Here is a 17,612-nt window from a genome sequence, read left to right as displayed (position 1 = left end):
TTTATGAAAAATTCATATTTTGATCAAATCAGGCAAATAGACAGACTCATTAGGGCCCAAAAAAGAGAGCAGAACGAGAATCATCTCTCGTCCTACTCGGGGTGTCGTTTTTTAGCCGATGTTTATCATAACATGAAAAAAAACTGCTTAGTAGTCTAGATTTTTTTTTCTTAAGCTATCACAGCATTTTTCGCTCTCTACTGTTTCTTCTATTTCAACATCCGCGCCGATCTCTTCTAAAACCGCCTTCAAAGCAGTGATAATTGACGCTTCTCTGATTAATTCTTTTCCGTTCACAATGATACTTGTTCCGTATTCATAGCAAGAATCATCTTCGCAAATTTCTTCCCAATGATTCACGATCACTTTATGCTTCATTTTTTCACCCTCTGTTTGATCTGTGTCTGTATTTAGTTTAGCGGCTGGCATCCGCTTTGTAAATTCGAATGCTTGTGAATTTTATTCAAGCTCGTCATCCGCGTATTCTTTCTTCAGCTTTACCTCATTGCGGGACTCATTATACTCATAAATTTTGATATAGCCGTCCTCCATCACGCCAAAATGATTATGTTCAAGCGGAAACGAGGTTGGCTGAGGCGTTTCATAGTCTGAATTGCCGCTGTCTGTTTCAATGATGGTATCTTGATTCCCGCACGCCCCGAACAGTAAAAAGACAGCTATCCATACAAGTGCAATCCTGATTCGTCTCAGTTCTGCTTCACTTTCAAACAAGGTCGATCACCCCCAAATTCATTTTATACATAATATACCATTTTTACTTCCGTATGTTGTTCTCATAAAAAAAGACCGTGCCTTGGCATGGTCAGCTTACACAAAAAGCTTGGAGCAAAAGTGGATTCATGTTAAAAATGGCCGCCGGGAACCCCCGGCAGCCTTTCCTCATGTCTTGACATGGCATTTTTTGATCTATTCGAGTTCAAGCTGGACGTTTTTTTGCGGCGCAAACGTTGAGATCGCATGTTTATATATAAGCTGCTGCTTACCTTCCGATTCCAACAATACGGTAAAGTTATCAAAGCCTTTCACCTGGCCCCGCAACTGAAAGCCGTTCAGCAAAAAAACAGTGACATACGTATTTTCTTTCCGGATTTGATTCAAAAACTGATCCTGAATATTAATCGGTTTCATGTTTCGTCCTCCTTGATTCTCTATATCATACAGTTTCGATTAAAGTTCGAGTTTTCCTGCTATATGTGTGAAAATTTCCTTTTTTTTCAGCTCCATATCAACAGGCGGTGTCATATCGAACCATGTGACCTGCATTTTGTTGCGAAACCACGTCAGCTGGCGTTTCGCATACCGCCTCGAGTTCTGCTTTAGCTGTTCGACAGCATCGGAAAGTGTCACAAAACCGTCAAAATATGCATACAGCTCTTTATAGCCTATCGCCTGTATTGATTGACAGTCTCTCACGTTCTTGTCGTATAAGCGTTTCACTTCCGGAAGAAGGCCTGACTGCATCATCAAATCGACCCGCTGATTAATTCTTTCGTAAAGCGTGTCTCTATCCATTGTCAAGCCAATTAACACTGCATTGTACAGAAGTTCTCGTTTTTGTTCCTTCAAATGCTGGGACATCGTTTTTCCGGACGTATGTAAAATTTCCAGCGCGCGAATGACTCTTCTTGTATTATTAGGATGAATCGCAGCTGCTGCCTCGGGATCTGCTGCAGCAAGTTTGGCATGAAGAAAGTCAGCGCCTTCCCGCTCAGCGGCCATTTGCATGCTCTCTCGAAACACGGGATCATTTGCCTCTTCCGTAAATGTATAATCGTAAAGCACAGATTGTATATAAAGCCCTGTACCGCCGACAATCATCGGAAGCTTTCCTCTATTTGCAATCTCGCTGATTTTATTTCTTACTAAGCTTTGATAATCGGCAGTAGAGAAAGAGTCTTGGGGATCTAAAATGTCAATCAGATGATGGGGCACTCCCTCCATCTCCTGTTCGGTAATTTTAGCTGTTCCAATATCCATCCCTTTATAAATCTGCATTGAATCTCCGCTGATAATTTCCGCGTTTAAAGATTTGGCTAGCTGAATACTTAAATTGGTTTTCCCCACTGCCGTCGGTCCGACTAAAATGACAACGGGCTGCTTCGTATTATTCAATATGTATCACTCTCTTTTATAAATCTCCCCCCATTATAGCATTCAACATGGACAACCACCTATCCATTTTGCCCTTTTTTTGCATCGGTAAACATCCTTCTACCAGCCGATCGGCTCATTGCCGACAATTTCTCTCGTCTGTCCTTTCAGGGTATGACGGTGTGTTTTTCTTTCGTCATCTCCGGGAGCATAAACAACCCCTCCGTACTGGATCTCAACCGGCTTGTTATAGGCCAGATACGTCGTTTCTTCGATTTCATGATAATGTGTGCCATCTGCTAAAGGAATCGCCGGTCCTGAGATTCCGTAATACCGATGAAAATGGCCGTTTTCAAATGAAGTGATCCCTGTATAGTAATGTGTGTGCTGATCGGTATTTGATCCGTTTGCGGGCTGAGTAAACCCTTCAATCAGATGATAATGGCCCTGTTCCCTCGATGTTTTGACATGATAAGCATGTGCGTGGGGCGGTGTTTTCGACCAGTCAGACTGATACAGGCCCAATGTGTTCACATCCTCTTTTTTCCTTAATTCGCCCAATCACATCCGGGCAGGCTGAATACACTGCATCATCTACACTTTATTACAGGAGGAAAGAAAACATGAACGAGTTAGAGAATTTCAGTCCTGAAGATACAAGAATATTTGGAAGACCTTTTGGATTCGGGAGACCATTTGGATTTGGAAGACCTTTCGGATTCGGTTACGGGTTTGGAAGACCCGGATTTGGCTATGGATTTGGGTTTGGCCGGCCATTCGGATTTTTTGGAGGTCCGTTTATCGGCGGCCTTGCAGGCGGGCTTATAGGAAGCGCTTTATTTAATCCTTATTTGTATGGCGGATACCCCTATTATCCGTATGCCCCGTTCCCTTATTATTATTAATCGCAAAAGACCCCTTAAAAAGGGGTCTTTTTAAGCGTGTAAAAATGAATCTCTTGACTCATACATAGGCATACACTAATATTTTTCTAGCTGAAGCTCTTTTCTAATCTAAAAATATAGTGAGGAGAATTTAAGATGTTAATAGGATATATATTCCTCACGATTGCCATATGTTCGGAATCGATAGGGGCAGCCATGCTGAAAGTATCTGATGGCTTCAAAAAGTGGAAGCCGAGTGCCTTGGTCGTCATTGGCTATTCCCTCGCCTTTTATATGCTGTCACTGACGTTAAACCATATTCCCCTAAGCCTCTCCTATGCGACTTGGAGCGGGGCGGGAACGGTGCTGACGACAATAATCGGAGTGAAATGGTTCAAGGAAGAACTGAATGCGAAAGGGCTTTTCGGGATTCTTTTATTAATATCAGGGGTCGTGTTACTTAACTGGCAGTAAAGGAGTGAGGATGATGAAAGGATTGCTTTATTTGGCTCTCGCCATTTTATCTGAAGTGTTTGGAAGCACCATGCTGAAGCTTTCAGAAGGATTTACACAGGCCTGGCCCATTGCCGGAGTCGTAGTCGGATTTCTTTCCGCTTTTACTTTTCTAAGCTTTTCTTTAAAAACAATTGACTTATCAAGCGCGTATGCAACATGGTCGGGCGTTGGTACCGCGCTTACAGCCATTGTCGGTTTTTTGCTTTTTGGCGAAACCATCAGTTTAAAGGGAATATCCGGTCTCACGCTTGTCATTGCGGGCGTGGTCGTGCTAAATCAGTCGAAAGCCCACGCTGAAGATAAAAAACAGACGGTCTGTGAGTAACCGTCTGTTTTCATTATTCTCCCCCCGCTTTTACAGAGGCTTTAAGCTGCAGCTCAACATTCCCTTGAATCGCGCGCGAAATCATGCATGACGACTCCGCTTTTTCACAAAGCTTGTGCGCCAATGCGATGTCGTCTTGTGAAGCATCATGTTTAAGCACAACAGAGGGACGGTGAATGATCTTTTTGTATGTAAAGACTCCTTTTGTGACGTCGACAATACCTTCTGACTCCATCTGCAAGTCTTCTTTTTCCAGACCGCTTCTTTCCATCATCGCTGCAAGTGTAATAATGTAACAGGTCGCTGCCGCACCGAGAAGCATTTCATCAGGGTTGGTCCCTTCTCCCGGCCCATCCATTTCTTTAGGGATGGAAATCGATGTGATCAGGTTACCGCTTTCAATCGTACCGACATCATTGCGTTTACCCGGCCAGTTCGCTTTTAAATAAAAATGATGATCTGCCATTGTTTTGCCTCCTTTTTCATCCTATTTCAGTCTACTGATCTTCTCGTATTTTGTCTCTTGATCTGCTTGTTACGAATACTCTTTTTCCAGGACACCTTTGATCGCACTGACAAAAGCATAAAATTCACTGTTCTTTGTGTATTTTCTATTTTTATAATAAAAATCATCAAAAAATGCTTCTCTCTGCTCGCGGCTGATTTCCAGCTGTATACTTAGCCCCGTTTCTCCTTGGTTGTTAATGTTTTCGGCATTCAATCCAGCGAGACCGCTTTTAGACGACGCTAACTCAGCGGAAAAACCTCTCCGCTCAAGAGCTCTCACAATCATTTTTGCCCGCTTTCGATCCGTTCCCCCTACAAGGGTATTTTTGTTCTCCCCTTTATATCCGTGAAAAGCCACCACATATTGATGCTCCTTGATTTTCTTTTTAGCTAATGGCTCATCAAAATTGGTGCTTGTAATATGCAGCGTTTGGTTATCATGGGACTTCAGCCCTTCAAACAGGTATGTAGAGTATTCATGATTGAAATACCGAACAAGCTCACTTACTCCGCCTTCAATTCTACCGCCATGCGGAGACATAATTAAGACTTTGCTTCCTTTTTTCTCATTATATGAAATATCGTAATCGGCTGGACTCTCATTCTCTGCCAAGCTGCTGAAATTTGAATATGTATCTGGCTGATTTGATGGTTCAGGTTCTAATGAGTAATGAACATATCTCAAGAACAAGACAATGGCTAAGACTAATATGACATTTAGTAAAAATCTTCTCATGTTTAACTCCTTTCATAAGAATGTCACGGTTCATTATATGAGGTTTAGCCAATAGGTTTTATCTTACCATTGTATACACGATATCATCAGTGAAAAAGTTCCCGGTTTCAAAAAATCAATTGATTGTCACGGTTATTAGCGGTTCATTTCAAATAAGAGTGAAAAAAGGTTGAGAGGAAAGCCAAAAAAGGTAGGAACAACCTCACTTGGCAAATAAATGTATATAGGTTTAAGGAGGGTTTTCGTAACAGGCTGTCCGTTTGCTTAGACGAACGCCTGTTACTGGCCTGCAAAATAAAGATTTTTCTTATTTGTTCTCACAAAGTCACAGGAGAGGATAGAGTCCAATAAAAATGTTCTGATCTGTTGTTTCGAAAAACAAAATGCTTTGATTTTCGTTTTGCTTTTCTGCCTTACAATAATCGTTCTTTTACTAATTGTTCCGTCTTTCTTCATATATATAATGCTGATTGGCATTTGGCTTTCCAAAGATCGATGTAAGTAGAAATTCATACAGCCGCTCTCCCCTTCCAGTTTGATATGACCACATTATAATAAGAACAAATGTTCCTTTTCAATCCCCAATGATTTCCTCAACCTCTCATCCATCGTATCTAATACGAAAGATTCATAAAAACAAACTCTTATCCGCCTCTTATAAAGGACAAACAAACTTACCAAACCTATCATCTGTTCATAGAGTATACAGAGAACCTTATAATAGGAGGAAAATACATGTTTGGGTACTCTATGGTACAAATGGTGAGAGCAAATGCTCATAAGCTAGATTGGCCGTTACGGGAAACCGTATTGCAGCTTTACAAGCCATTCAAATGGACTCCTTGCTTCTTGCATAATTTTTTCGAAACCAAATTGAAAAACAGAAAAAGAATGTCAGTCATTATTGAATTTGAGGAAGGCTGTCACGAGACCGGCATTCAAATGGCTGGGGAGGTACTGCAAAAAGAAAAACGCAGTAAGCTAAAAACCCGCTTCAACAAAATCAACTGCTGCAGTGCGGAGGTTACCCCCTCAGCATTACATTCTCTTCTTTCTGAATGCAGCAATATCCGTAAAGTGTATTTAAACCGCGAAGTCAAAGCGCTTTTAGACACGGCAACTGAAGCAAGCCATGCGAGGGAAGTCGTCCGAAACGGGCAAACCCTGACAGGAAAAGGCGTTACTGTCGCTGTTGTCGATACAGGAATCTACCCGCATCCTGATTTAGAAGGCAGGATTATCGGGTTCGCGGACATGGTCAATCAAAAAACAGAGCCATACGATGATAATGGTCATGGCACACATTGTGCAGGTGATATCGCAAGCAGCGGCGCATCCTCTTCCGGAAAATACCGCGGACCTGCACCGGAAGCCAATCTCATCGGCGTAAAGGTATTAAACAAGCAGGGTTCAGGAACGTTAGCAGATATTATAGAGGGTGTCGAGTGGTGTATTCAATACAATGAGGACAACCCTGATGAGCCGATTGATATTATGAGTATGTCGCTCGGGGGCGATGCCCTTAGATATGATAATGAACAGGAAGATCCGTTAGTCAGAGCGGTTGAAGAAGCGTGGAACGCAGGGATTGTCGTCTGTGTCGCTGCCGGAAACTCAGGCCCTGATTCGCAGACCATTGCAAGCCCGGGCGTGAGCGAAAAGGTGATTACAGTAGGTGCGCTTGACGATAACGATACTGCAAGCAGCGATGATGATACGGTCGCTTCCTTCTCAAGCCGCGGTCCGACAGTATACGGGAAAGAAAAGCCCGATATTTTAGCGCCGGGTGTTAATATTATTTCCCTTCGCTCTCCGAATTCCTATATTGATAAGCTTCAAAAGTCAAGCCGTGTAGGATCTCAGTACTTCACAATGTCAGGAACCTCGATGGCAACACCAATTTGCGCAGGAATCGCAGCTTTAATTCTTCAGCAAAACCCCGATCTTTCACCCGATGAAGTGAAAGAGCTTTTGAAAAACGGCACGGACAAATGGAAAGATGAAGATCCGAATGTGTACGGAGCGGGCGCTGTCAACGCGGAAAATTCTGTTCCCGGCCAATAAACAGCATCAAAAATCCGGCAATTTTCTCTCAGCAGAACTGCCGGATTTTTGTTTGAATATTCATAATCATAAGGTAAAATAATGGGAAATGGATGAAGGAAGTGAAGAAAGTGCCATATTATATCTGCAACACATGCGGTGTGCAGCATGCACAGACTGTAGATCCGCCCAACTCGTGTCTGATTTGTGAAGATGAAAGACAGTATATTCATCCTGATGGACAAACTTGGACAACTCTTGAAGACATGCGTGAGAAAGAAAACCTTCAAAACATTCTCAAAAAGGAAGAAGACCATCTTTACAGCATCAAAACTGAACCAGCGTTTGCGATTGGACAAACAGCCCATCTGATCCAGCATAAGGGCTTTAATGTGCTGTGGGATTGCATTTCATATCTTGACCAAAGGACAATTGACCAAATCAACGAATTAGGCGGTATTCAAGCCATCGCTTTGTCTCATCCACATTATTACTCTACTCAGGTTGAGTGGGCTGAAGCATTTCAGGCCCCGATCTATATCCATGAAGATGACAAAAAATGGGTGACAAGACCAAGCAATCACATTCACTTCTGGTCAGGGGAAACGCTCAGCATGAAGCCGGGGCTGGACCTTTACCGACTGGGCGGACATTTTAAAGGCGGTGCTGTTCTTCATTGGAGCAACGGCAATAAAGGGAAAGGATGTCTATTGACTGGAGATATCATTACGGTTACGGCGGATCAAAACTGGGTCAGCTTTATGTACAGCTACCCAAATCTCATTCCCCTTCCCGCATCCAAAGTTGAAGAAATAGCAGCCAAAGTGAAACCGCTTCAATTCAACCGGCTTTACAATGCTTTTTCTAAAGTTGTCAAAGAAAATGCCGGCGAAGCTGTCCAGTGTTCTGCCATACGTTATATCAAGGCTTTGAACAGCGAATTGTTTCATACATAAGGGGTGAGGCGGCTCTTTTCCGTGTAAAAGATGCAGCAATTGGGAATAGTATCGTGTAGATCAAAAGGAGGAATATTGATGGCACACACGAATACACAGCTTTCCCAATGGCTGGAATCAAAAGTCGGCCAGACACTTGATATTAGAAAAGGTGAATTGACCCATGATGAAGAGATATCAGACTTGGATCAGATTGTTCTCCACCTTCAAAAAGTGGCTATACGAAGCACGAGTCACCCTGATGACTATGTAGCGAAAGAAGAGCTCGTTTTAGAAGGTGAAGGAACAACCTTCACTGAGGACGGAAACGTGCCGCTTCCGCAAAATGCCTATGAGATTCCTTTATTAGGTGATATTCATATTCACCAAGAAAACGAAGGATTGAAGGTCGTAACAGATCGTGCAGTATATACAATTGATATCCAGCACAGCTGATTCTCACTTTCATCGAAATAATGCAGCTTAGCGCCTTAGAGCATTCGCTCAAAGGCGCTGCTTTACATCAAGCCCTTTTTTTGCTTTTTCGTTCTTCATCCTATTGAATGACGCCTATAATAGATATATAGTTTTAGAGACAGGATTACATTTCAAATCATTCTGTTTTTTGTATACGAGTTCAGCAATTTGATTCATCTATTTACCCTATTAGGCGAGGAGAATGCAAATGGAAAAATTGATGTTTCATCCGCATGGTAAAGAGTTTCATGATAACCCTTTTTCAGCTTTAGGACGATTTAGAGAGGAAGATCCCATTCACCGATTTGAATTAAAACGGTTCGGAGGCACATATCCGGCTTGGCTAATAACCCGATACGATGATTGTATGGCCTTTTTAAAAGACACTCGAATTACAAGAGACGTGAAAAATGTGATGAGCCAAGAACAAATCAAAATGCTCAACGTTAGTGAAGATATCGATTTTGTTTCCGATCATATGCTGGCAAAAGACACACCTGACCATACCCGCTTGAGATCGCTTGTTCATCAAGCATTTACTCCCCGAACCATTGAAAATCTGCGCGGCAGCATCGAACAAATTTCTGAACAGCTTTTAGATGAAATGGAAAAAGAAAATAAAGCGGATATCATGAAATCCTTCGCTTCCCCTTTGCCTTTTATTGTTATATCTGAATTGATGGGAATTCCTAAAGAAGATCGAACACAGTTTCAAATCTGGACCAATGCGATGGTTGATACGTCTGAAGGTAACAGAGAGCTGACAAATCAGGCTCTTCGTGAATTTAAGGAGTATATCGCCAAGCTGATCCATGACAGAAGGATAAAGCCAAAAGACGATTTAATCAGCAAACTTGTGCATGCTGAGGAAAACGGCAGCAAATTAAGCGAAAAAGAGCTTTATTCCATGCTGTTCTTGCTCGTTGTAGCGGGCCTTGAAACGACTGTAAACTTACTCGGCTCCGGCACCCTCGCATTGCTGCAGCACAAGAAGGAATGTGAGAAGCTCAAGCAGCATCCCGAAATGATTGCTACAGCGGTTGAAGAATTGCTGCGATACACCTCACCTGTCGTTATGATGGCAAATCGGTGGGCCATCGAAGACTTTACATACAAAGGGCATTCGATCAAAAGAGGAGACATGATTTTTATAGGCATCGGATCTGCCAATTGCGATCCGAACTTTTTTGAAAACCCCGAAATTTTAAATATAAATCGGTCGCCTAACAGACATATTTCTTTCGGTTTTGGCATTCATTTCTGCTTAGGAGCGCCTCTTGCCAGGCTGGAAGGCCACATTGCATTTAACGCACTTCTGAAGAGGTTTCCTGATATTGAACTCGCGATGCCTGATGACATTCAATGGAGAAAAAATGTCTTTTTAAGAGGATTAGAAAGTCTCCCTGTTTCACTTTCAAAATAACATTCAAAACGCCCCCTTCAAAAGAGGGGGCGTTTGTGTTTCTCAGCGCTTCACCAATTCATCTTCTTTTTTCGCTTCATGTTTTTTCCTGAAAGCCTTGAGGAAATTCGCATTTACTACTCCCTTATTTGAATAGAGTTTTTCGCAAAATTCTAACATGGCTGCTGATGCTTTCGGTTCGGTTAATATCATGAAGTGGTTGCTTGAATCGACATCTACCAGATGGAAATGGGGAATTTGCCGCTCCCATTCCTCCCAATAGGCAGCTTGATCAAACGGTTCTTTTTCATTTGATAAAGTGAAATAAATGTCTAAATCACCAAAGAAAGACCTGCTTTTGTTGCGGAAATAATAACATTTTACCGCCTCAGGGTCAGGGAGAGGCTTAACAGTATACGACTCCAAATCATAGGCGCGCTGTGTTTTCATCATTTGCTGAGCCTGTGAACGTATTTGCTTCTCTGGTTTGTTTAGCCCTCGTTCTTTTGCCAGTTCAATCAACACAGACAGGAATTCTTCATCCTCTAAGCTTATGTCCACCTCTTCACGGCTGATGAGGACATCAGTAAGCTTATCCCGTTTCGCAATCGATGCCAGCATCGTATTAATTATTTGCAGCATTGACGTTTTCATAGATGCCTCATACTCTTTTGTCTCAGAACGATATGGGGAGTCAATCATCACCATGCTTTTGACAGAAAGGCCTTGGCTTTGCAGCTGGCGTGTGACTTCATATGCAATCATCCCGCCTAATGAATATCCGCCTACATCATAAGGGCCTTCAGGCTGTATGGATCGAATGATCTCTATATAATAGGAAGCGATTTGTTCAATTCCGTGCAAAGGAGCATAATCAGTCATGAATCCTCTGGCCTGAATGCCGTAAAAAGGGCGCTGGCTCTTTTGTGCAAATTGCTGATAGATTTCAACCCCTCCTACTCCGCCATGGAACCAAAAGACAGGACGCCCCCGCTTCCCGTCATTTAACGGTATCAATTCCGGAAACGTGCGAGCGTGATCATTTTGCAAGGATGTATCCTCCTGTTTCTTTGCGATCAAGTCCGTCATGTCCTGAACCGTATGACATGCTTGAAGCTCCGTCAAGACTATGTGAGGGTTTACCTTTGATTGCAATTGCTGTAATAACTGTATGCAAGAAATCGAATCAAACCCGTACTGCTGCAATGGCTTTTGAGGCTGCAGTTCATCTGGAGCCATCCCTAATACATTTGCTAATATGTGAGGATCGCCGCTGTTGTTGATATGCTCATCCTGTGAAACAGAAGGCGTATTCTCTACTGCTTGAAAGCCGTTCCAGCAGCTTCTCTTTTCAAATGGATAGGTTGGCAAAGGTATTCTGCGGGCACCTTTTCCTTTATAAAGCTTCTCCCACGGGATTTGCACCCCTTTTGTCCAGCAAAACGCGATCTTTTCAAGGTTGTTTCCGGACAACAAAGACTCGATCACCATTTCTCTTAATGGCCCATCAAGCAATGTTTCGATATCTGACGTGCCATTTTCTTCATTTCCGCAAAAGACAGGTACAGTGTTTTTCGGCTTATCGCCTTTTTTCTCAGCCAAGCAGGCTTGCAGGCCGTTTACCAGTTCTTCTTTATTGCGGACGACCAGTGCCAGGCGGTCCCCCATCTCCTCTCGGCCGGTTTGGAGTGTATAAGCATAATCTTGTAATGACAGTTCTTGTTGTTTATTCACATAGTCAAGCTGCTGTTGAACAACTGCTTTTAGCCTGTCCTGATTCTTTGCGGAAAGAACCACAATGTGGGCATCATTCTCACTCATACTAACCGGTGGTTTTGGTAAAGGAATATATTCTTCTAAAATGACGTGCGCATTTACGCCTCCAAAGCTATAGCTGTTGATACTCGCTCTGCGAGGAATTTTGTTGCCTGCATCGTCATGTAAATCTCCCCATTGCTGGTTCTCGGCAGTCACTCGGAAGCGGGTGCCCTTTATTGACACCTGGTCATTCAAAGATGAAAATCCGGATATGCCTGGTATTGTTTGATGCTTCATCGCCATGCTGACCTTCATAATAGCAGCCATGCCGGAGACGAGTTCACCGTGTCCGATGCTCGGCTTTAAGCTGCTGATATAACATGGCGCTTCCTCCTGTACTTCCTGAAGTTCCATCTGACTGCATCCTGACTTTAACGCCTCCAATTCTATCGCGTCTGCCAATGGAGAGGCGATCCCATGCGCTTCTATATAGGTCACCGTTTTGGGATCAATTTGTGCTCCTTGATAAGCCTTCTTCATTGCATCCTTCATACCGGCCGGATTTGGCGCATGAAGTGACATTCCCCTGCCGCCATGCGATACACCTGAACCTTTAATAACCGAATAAATATGATCAGAATCATCAATGGCTTTTTGCAAAGGTTTAATAATGAGTACTCCTGCTCCTTCACTTCTGACAAAGCCATTTGCATCTGCTTGAAAGGATTTGGCCTGTCCTTTCTTACTCAAATAGCCCATTGAGTCGAAGCCAATAAAGCCTTTTGGTGAAAGCAGCAAATTCACAGCCCCGACAATGGCTTGCTCACATTCGCCGTTTCGAATGGATTGTATAGCTCTGTGCAAAGCCACTAGAGCTGAGGAACAGGCAGCTTCATAATATTCACTTGGCCCTTTTACATCAAGCGCATAGGATATACGGTTTGGAATTAAGGATGGAATCACAGCTGTATCCGTATTGCCGGCTGCGACAAATACTCCTGTCGGGCGGCTTGATAAGGCCTGTCCGGTTAAGCCTGCGTCTTCCATCGCCTTCCATGCATGTATCAAGAGCAGAAACTCCTGTGGATCCATATTCGCCGCTTCTTTAGGCGATATGCCAAAAAACAGGGGATCAAACTCACCTATTCCTTCTATAAAACCGCCCCATTGAAGGCTTGATTGCCCTTCCTTATCGGCTGAGGCATATTTTCGCCAGTCCCAGCGTTCTTTCGGCACTTCAGAGACACAGTTCTTTCCTTGAATCATGTTATTCCAAAATTCCGTTACGCTGTTTGCTTTCGGAAACTGTCCCGACATGCCGATAATGGCTATGCCGTCAGCTGTGTTGTGGGTTGTTTTATCTGTCTTCATCTCAAAAGCCGGAATCTGTTTCATTTTGATTTCGGATTGAGCTGGGCGTTTCTGCTGCTGATCAGTTTGGCCAAACAGCCGCACAAATGATGTTTCATGTTTGGCTTCAAAAAATTCGGTCAGCTCATCAACAGTCGGATATTCAAAAAACAGTGTCGGATTTAATTCGATCTTTGTCTCTGACTCCATCTCCCTTGTCAGTGCAACCAACTGAGAAGAATCGATTCCAAAATCCATGATATGCGCTTTTGCAAGAGACAATTTTGATGGATCGGCCATGTTGACTGCCAGTTTATCTGTTACATAGCTTCTGATACGTTCTTTCAGATTGCTGTCCTCGATGGCCGTATTTTCAATTCCTCCTTGATTCGAAATACGAAGCTGCTTCAACGAGTAGCCTGAATAGCGGAGGACTGTTTCTGACGACTCATTGATCACATCTACATCAAACAGAAGCATGTCACCTGTATTTTTAACCATTGTAATTAAAAGCCAGCAATCCTCTTTTATCGTTTGCTTTGTAAACTGGATATCATTGATTCCAAATGGCAGGTACCCTCCTGTCATGTCAAACTGCTCTAAGAAGCTGAGGATGGCCAAGTAGGCGCTGTTTGTCACCAATGGGCTTACAGTGTAGTGATGATCGTTTGTCATCCCGTTTTGAGGCAGGCGAATTTTTGCCAGTATAGACTTGTGATCTCTGTAGAGATGAGTAATTGTCTTAAATAGCGCCCCCCATTCAGGGCCGTTTCCGGTTTTATACATCTGATCAATGTGATGAAGCTTGGTTAATGAATGCTTTACGTTCTCGATATTTACTTTTTTCGGCTTAAAAGAACCGATTTCGCATTGTCCGATTGCGGCAGGCTTCCACGAACGAGAAGCCGGCTCACGATACATGATTTGCAGTTCTATGACATGATCTTTTTGCAGCGGCTTTGCCTGCAGTTCAATGGTCTCGCCTTGTTTGATGACAATTGGATTGATATAGCTCAATTTGCTGATACGGCCGCTGTTTTCCTCAGGGAACAAGTTAAAAAACGCTTCAATGGTCAGACTGCCATAAGTGGCACCGACAAGCACCCGTTCATTGTTGAAGATATGTCCTTGAACATAAGGCTCATCATAAGTGAATTGATCCTGTATGACCGGCTGATGGATATCACCTTCAACAGCTGGCGAATTCTCATTGATCGACGTTACATCGAAATGAAATGATGTATTATGGTCAAATGCATAGTGAGGCAGATGAACCCAGCCTGTTCCTGTAGCTTCTTGAAAAGCAATCGATCCCCCTTGTACCCACTGCTCTGCTGCGCTTATTTCTCTATCATTAGTTGCTGATTCCGCACATGGCTGTAAATCGAATGATGTATAAATGCCTTGCTGAAGTGAGCTTTTTTCTGATGTTCGGAACATCCTTAGTTTTTCGATCAGCTCCTGTGTCGATGTCACTGTAAATGCAGCCCTATGCTCTAAATTGTGGTTGATCCGGTGTAAAGCCTGTACAACGGGTTCAATATCCAGAGACGCTTCCTTCCCTAAAAACAATTCCATGTTTTCAAGGTAGCTAAGCAGGCTCCATTTGGTTTTGGCTGAAAAAACGGCAGTGAATTCCTGCTGGCGGGAAGCGATATGGTTTTTCTCAGCTGTTTCTATATATTCTTCTATAATGAGATTGGCATAGGCTCCCCCCGCCCCGAAGGAATTGATCATGCTTCTGCGCGGCAACTGCTTTCCAGTGCCAGGATCATTCAAACGATGCCATGGCTCTGTTTGTTCCTGAAGATAGAAAGCCGTGTTTTCCAGCTTAATATTTGGATTGACAGGCGTCGCATTAATTGTCGGCACCAGTGTCCCATTCTTCATCTGCAGCAAAACTTTTGTCAGCTGAGAAATGCCTGAAGCCGCCTCTAAATGCCCCAGATTGGATTTGACAGAGCCTATCGCACAAAACTGTTTCTTGTTTGTATATTGCTGAAACGCGTTTGTTAAGGCAATTACTTCAATAGGATCGCCAAGTGCCGAGCCATTTGCCGCCGATTCAATATAGCCGATAGTCTCTGGATCAATGCCGGACTGCTGAATTGATTTGGCAATTAATTTCGCTTGCTGCTTCGGGTCCGGAGCTGTATACATCTGTCTTCCGCCGCTATGGTTGGCAAAACTGCTTTTGATCACAGCGTAAATATGATCCTGATCCTCAATTGCCTTCGATAGCGGTTTTAACAGGACAGCACCGACGCCTTCCCCGGGAATAAGCCCGTTTCCTGTGCCAAAACTTTTGCTTTGATTGCCGCTTCCCAGCAGATTGGCACGCTCCAAAGAATCATATTTAGAGAGATCGAGAGTTAAATTGACACCTCCAGCAATCGCCATTGAGCAGCTTTTCAATTTCAGGCTTTCACATGCAAGATGTATGGCGTTTAATGAACTGGAGCATGCTGAGCTGACCGCGATACTCGGTCCGGTCAGGTTAAAAAAGTGGGAAACCCGATTTGCAATGTGCCAGTCTCCCCCATTTGAGCTGAGGACTGCCTGCTCTAAAGATGGGATATTCCAAAAATACTGGTTATACATATTCCCTATAAAAACACCTACTCCGTCATCATCCCGCAATTTATCCAGACGGGTTCGCGTATAGCCGCCGTCCTCAAACGTTTCCCAGACGGTTTCTAAACATAAACGGAGTTCCGGTGTCATTTCCATGACCCGGTTTTGCTCCACCTCAAAAAGCTGATGGTCAAATGCCTCTATATCTTGTAAAAATCCGCCATAGTGCTTCTTATTCGACGGCTTTTTTGGATCCTTTGATAATGTTTTCAATAAAGATGTGCGCCATCTGGATTCCGGTGCCTCTGTTATACAATTGTCTCCAGCGATTAAATGCCCCCAAAGCTCTTCTAAACTGTTAGACATCGGATAGCGCCCGCTTACCCCGATTATTGCGATATCTTCTGTACGAGGATCATTTACATGTGTTCCTTGCAAATTACTTGTCTTTTCTTTTTTTGACGGTTCGGTATTTGCTAGCTGAGTTTCAGTGACTTGCTGCTCTAAAACAAAGCGGCGTGTATTAAGAGCAAATGGCTGATTAGGGGATTTACGCTCTGTTTGAAGAGGAGCTTCATTTTTTGCAGGCTGCGTTTTTTCCTCTAACAATGCTGTGCGGAGCTTATTTTCATGCCCTTTTACCAAATAATCGACGAGTTCTTTTGTATTGTTATGTTCAAATAAAATGGTTTTTGGAAGCTCCCCCGTCACCTTTTCTAATTCACGGATAAAATTCACCTGCAAAATCGAATCAATTCCATACTTCTCGAATGTCGTATCTTCATGAATACGTTCTGGTGATAGTTTGATCGATTTTGCCAAGGTATGCTTTACAAATTGAGTCGTTTGTTCGATGAGAGAATTGCTTTTCTGTGAATGAGCTTTTTCAGCATTTATTTGTATATGGCTTTGATCTGCCCCCGTCTCCGTTCTCTTCTTTTGCCGGACGACTCCGTTACTTTCAGCGGCAATGACCTGCTGGCCGAGCTGATGAGATTGTTCAGCCATAAAGGAAACATAGCGAAATCCCTCACTCTCAAGCACCATTTTCCAAGTGTCTGGATACAAACCCGGGCAGCCCGGTATGCGGAGATCAGGGTCCTCATACAGCCACCAGCCCTCTAAAAGGCCAAACGTCAAATGCGAATATATATTATGATTACTTATTTCATTTAAAAGGAGCAGCCCGTTCTTTTTCAAAACTGCTTTTGCATTTCGCAATGTCTGCCGGATATTTTTTGTGGCATGAAGCACATTTGCCGCGATAACTGCGTCGTAGCCTCCCGCGTCAATATGCTGTTCAGACGCCGGCTCCTCGACATTAAATCGTTTATATGTCAAATAAGGATTGTCCGGGCCGTACTTATTTTCTGCGTGCATTAAAAAAGCTTTAGACAGATCTGTATAACAATATTCTTTTATATGTGTCTGCCAGGCTTTCAATTTTTGAAAAACTGCCGCGCTTGTCCCGCCGGTTCCGGCACCGATTTCTAATATTCGAATCTTCGCCCCAGGCTCTTGCTTCAGGCGTTCCTGCAGATAGGCTGTTAACGTATCCGCCAGCACCTCATTAAAATAGTCTGCGACTTGATTGTTTTTATAGACCCCTTCTACTAAATCCATAGATGAATCCGGAAACAGGATATCGGTGGCAGACGCCTTGCCGGTCAAAATCTCCGGCAAGGCTTTAAGTGCTGTCTCCACCAATGTCACCATGGCTTTCATATTATCATCTTGAAGCAGGTTTGATTTTTGTTGATTCCATTCCTTCCATAGTTCATCTATATTCTCCATTGAGCATGTGGGAATATATCCGTTCTCCGTTCGCTTCAGGTATTGCTGCCGTTCTAAAATGGATTGGCTTTCTTCGAACCATCTGCCATAGAAATTCTCCAATACCGGCTGAGATTTACTTTCAGTGAAAAAACCTATGGACTGCAATTGTGCAAAAAGCATTTTACAGAGAATGTCTTCTGTATTCAGCATTGGCGCT

Annotated in this window: 16 protein-coding genes; 7 read left to right on the top strand and 9 right to left on the bottom strand. The window is 43.3% G+C overall.

What is annotated here, in order from left to right:
• Positions 1 to 147 precede the first annotated feature (147 nt).
• The 5 genes from C1T29_RS11020 to C1T29_RS11000 form a co-directional block, all read right to left on the bottom strand.
• Complete coding sequence (locus C1T29_RS11020; protein WP_003245262.1) at positions 148 to 378, bottom strand: hypothetical protein; 231 nt, start codon at positions 376 to 378, stop codon at positions 148 to 150.
• Between the two features lie 81 nt (positions 379 to 459).
• Positions 460 to 732: a YmzC family protein gene (locus tag C1T29_RS11015; RefSeq protein WP_014479841.1), complete on the bottom strand. Its 273-nt coding sequence runs from the start codon at positions 730 to 732 to the stop codon at positions 460 to 462.
• A gap of 195 nt (positions 733 to 927) precedes the next feature.
• Positions 928 to 1,149, bottom strand: a complete 222-nt coding sequence (gene hfq, locus C1T29_RS11010) for an RNA chaperone Hfq (protein WP_003221097.1) — start codon at positions 1,147 to 1,149, stop codon at positions 928 to 930.
• Between the two features lie 39 nt (positions 1,150 to 1,188).
• Positions 1,189 to 2,133 carry a tRNA (adenosine(37)-N6)-dimethylallyltransferase MiaA gene (gene miaA / locus C1T29_RS11005; protein ID WP_003245569.1) on the bottom strand — a complete coding sequence of 315 codons (945 nt, stop codon included), beginning with the start codon at positions 2,131 to 2,133 and terminating at the stop codon, positions 1,189 to 1,191.
• A 99-nt stretch (positions 2,134 to 2,232) separates the two neighbouring features.
• The gene (locus C1T29_RS11000) at positions 2,233 to 2,646 is read right to left on the bottom strand and encodes a YmaF family protein (protein WP_095432819.1); all 414 of its coding nucleotides are present in this window, start codon (positions 2,644 to 2,646) and stop codon (positions 2,233 to 2,235) included.
• An 89-nt stretch (positions 2,647 to 2,735) separates the two neighbouring features.
• Here C1T29_RS11000 and C1T29_RS10995 point away from each other — a divergent pair, with 89 nt between their 5' ends.
• From C1T29_RS10995 to ebrB, 3 genes are all read left to right on the top strand, one after another.
• Entirely contained in the window at positions 2,736 to 3,017 is a 282-nt protein-coding gene (locus C1T29_RS10995; RefSeq protein WP_014664059.1) for a hypothetical protein, read from the top strand.
• Between the two features lie 135 nt (positions 3,018 to 3,152).
• Complete coding sequence (ebrA, locus tag C1T29_RS10990) at positions 3,153 to 3,470, top strand: multidrug efflux SMR transporter subunit EbrA (protein ID WP_095432818.1); 318 nt, start codon at positions 3,153 to 3,155, stop codon at positions 3,468 to 3,470.
• A gap of 13 nt (positions 3,471 to 3,483) precedes the next feature.
• On the top strand, positions 3,484 to 3,837 hold the full coding sequence (ebrB, locus tag C1T29_RS10985; protein WP_095432817.1) for a multidrug efflux SMR transporter subunit EbrB: 354 nt from the start codon (positions 3,484 to 3,486) through the stop codon (positions 3,835 to 3,837).
• Positions 3,838 to 3,850: 13 nt separating this feature from the next.
• Here ebrB and C1T29_RS10980 read toward each other — a convergent pair whose 3' ends face one another.
• The 3 genes from C1T29_RS10980 to C1T29_RS10970 all read right to left on the bottom strand — a co-directional run bounded on the left by C1T29_RS10980 (position 3,851) and on the right by C1T29_RS10970 (position 5,593).
• On the bottom strand, positions 3,851 to 4,303 hold the full coding sequence (locus C1T29_RS10980) for an OsmC family protein (protein WP_095432816.1): 453 nt from the start codon (positions 4,301 to 4,303) through the stop codon (positions 3,851 to 3,853).
• Between the two features lie 69 nt (positions 4,304 to 4,372).
• Positions 4,373 to 5,080: a poly-gamma-glutamate hydrolase family protein gene (locus C1T29_RS10975; protein WP_071582075.1), complete on the bottom strand. Its 708-nt coding sequence runs from the start codon at positions 5,078 to 5,080 to the stop codon at positions 4,373 to 4,375.
• A 279-nt stretch (positions 5,081 to 5,359) separates the two neighbouring features.
• Positions 5,360 to 5,593 carry a hypothetical protein gene (locus C1T29_RS10970; RefSeq protein ID WP_014664054.1) on the bottom strand — a complete coding sequence of 78 codons (234 nt, stop codon included), beginning with the start codon at positions 5,591 to 5,593 and terminating at the stop codon, positions 5,360 to 5,362.
• 222 nt (positions 5,594 to 5,815) lie between these two features.
• Between C1T29_RS10970 and aprX the strand changes: the two genes are divergently transcribed.
• The 4 genes from aprX to C1T29_RS10950 all read left to right on the top strand — a co-directional run bounded on the left by aprX (position 5,816) and on the right by C1T29_RS10950 (position 9,958).
• Positions 5,816 to 7,144, top strand: coding sequence for a serine protease AprX (gene aprX, locus C1T29_RS10965; RefSeq protein ID WP_095432815.1), 1,329 nt, complete (start codon positions 5,816 to 5,818; stop codon positions 7,142 to 7,144).
• Between the two features lie 110 nt (positions 7,145 to 7,254).
• Entirely contained in the window at positions 7,255 to 8,079 is an 825-nt protein-coding gene (locus tag C1T29_RS10960) for an MBL fold metallo-hydrolase (RefSeq protein ID WP_095432814.1), read from the top strand.
• 78 nt (positions 8,080 to 8,157) lie between these two features.
• A complete protein-coding gene (locus tag C1T29_RS10955) occupies positions 8,158 to 8,514 on the top strand; it encodes a protein YmzB (protein WP_014664051.1) in 357 nt (118 codons plus the stop codon).
• A 229-nt stretch (positions 8,515 to 8,743) separates the two neighbouring features.
• A complete protein-coding gene (locus C1T29_RS10950; RefSeq protein WP_095432813.1) occupies positions 8,744 to 9,958 on the top strand; it encodes a cytochrome P450 family protein in 1,215 nt (404 codons plus the stop codon).
• Positions 9,959 to 10,000: 42 nt separating this feature from the next.
• Here the strand turns inward: C1T29_RS10950 and C1T29_RS10945 are convergent, their stop codons facing one another.
• Positions 10,001 to 17,605 (bottom strand): beta-ketoacyl synthase N-terminal-like domain-containing protein, encoded by a 7,605-nt coding sequence (locus tag C1T29_RS10945; protein WP_095432812.1) that lies wholly within the window; start codon positions 17,603 to 17,605, stop codon positions 10,001 to 10,003.
• Positions 17,606 to 17,612 lie beyond the last annotated feature (7 nt).

The sequence above is a fragment of the Bacillus sp. MBGLi79 genome (genome assembly GCF_002953915.1).
This window is presented reverse-complemented; position numbering and strand designations above follow the sequence as displayed.

Excerpts from the sequence above, each read along its gene's own strand:
- hfq (WP_003221097.1), bottom strand. The coding sequence starts at position 1,149 with ATGAAACCGATTAATATTCAGGATCAGTTTTTGAATCAAATCCGGAAA.
- ebrA (WP_095432818.1), top strand. The coding sequence starts at position 3,153 with ATGTTAATAGGATATATATTCCTCACGATTGCCATATGTTCGGAATCG.
- C1T29_RS10995 (WP_014664059.1), top strand. The coding sequence starts at position 2,736 with ATGAACGAGTTAGAGAATTTCAGTCCTGAAGATACAAGAATATTTGGA.
- C1T29_RS10970 (WP_014664054.1), bottom strand. The coding sequence starts at position 5,593 with ATGAATTTCTACTTACATCGATCTTTGGAAAGCCAAATGCCAATCAGC.
- C1T29_RS10980 (WP_095432816.1), bottom strand. The coding sequence starts at position 4,303 with ATGGCAGATCATCATTTTTATTTAAAAGCGAACTGGCCGGGTAAACGC.
- C1T29_RS10945 (WP_095432812.1), bottom strand. The coding sequence starts at position 17,605 with ATGCTGAATACAGAAGACATTCTCTGTAAAATGCTTTTTGCACAATTG.
- C1T29_RS10975 (WP_071582075.1), bottom strand. The coding sequence starts at position 5,080 with ATGAGAAGATTTTTACTAAATGTCATATTAGTCTTAGCCATTGTCTTG.
- C1T29_RS10955 (WP_014664051.1), top strand. The coding sequence starts at position 8,158 with ATGGCACACACGAATACACAGCTTTCCCAATGGCTGGAATCAAAAGTC.
- aprX (WP_095432815.1), top strand. The coding sequence starts at position 5,816 with ATGTTTGGGTACTCTATGGTACAAATGGTGAGAGCAAATGCTCATAAG.
- C1T29_RS11020 (WP_003245262.1), bottom strand. The coding sequence starts at position 378 with ATGAAGCATAAAGTGATCGTGAATCATTGGGAAGAAATTTGCGAAGAT.
- C1T29_RS10950 (WP_095432813.1), top strand. The coding sequence starts at position 8,744 with ATGGAAAAATTGATGTTTCATCCGCATGGTAAAGAGTTTCATGATAAC.
- ebrB (WP_095432817.1), top strand. The coding sequence starts at position 3,484 with ATGAAAGGATTGCTTTATTTGGCTCTCGCCATTTTATCTGAAGTGTTT.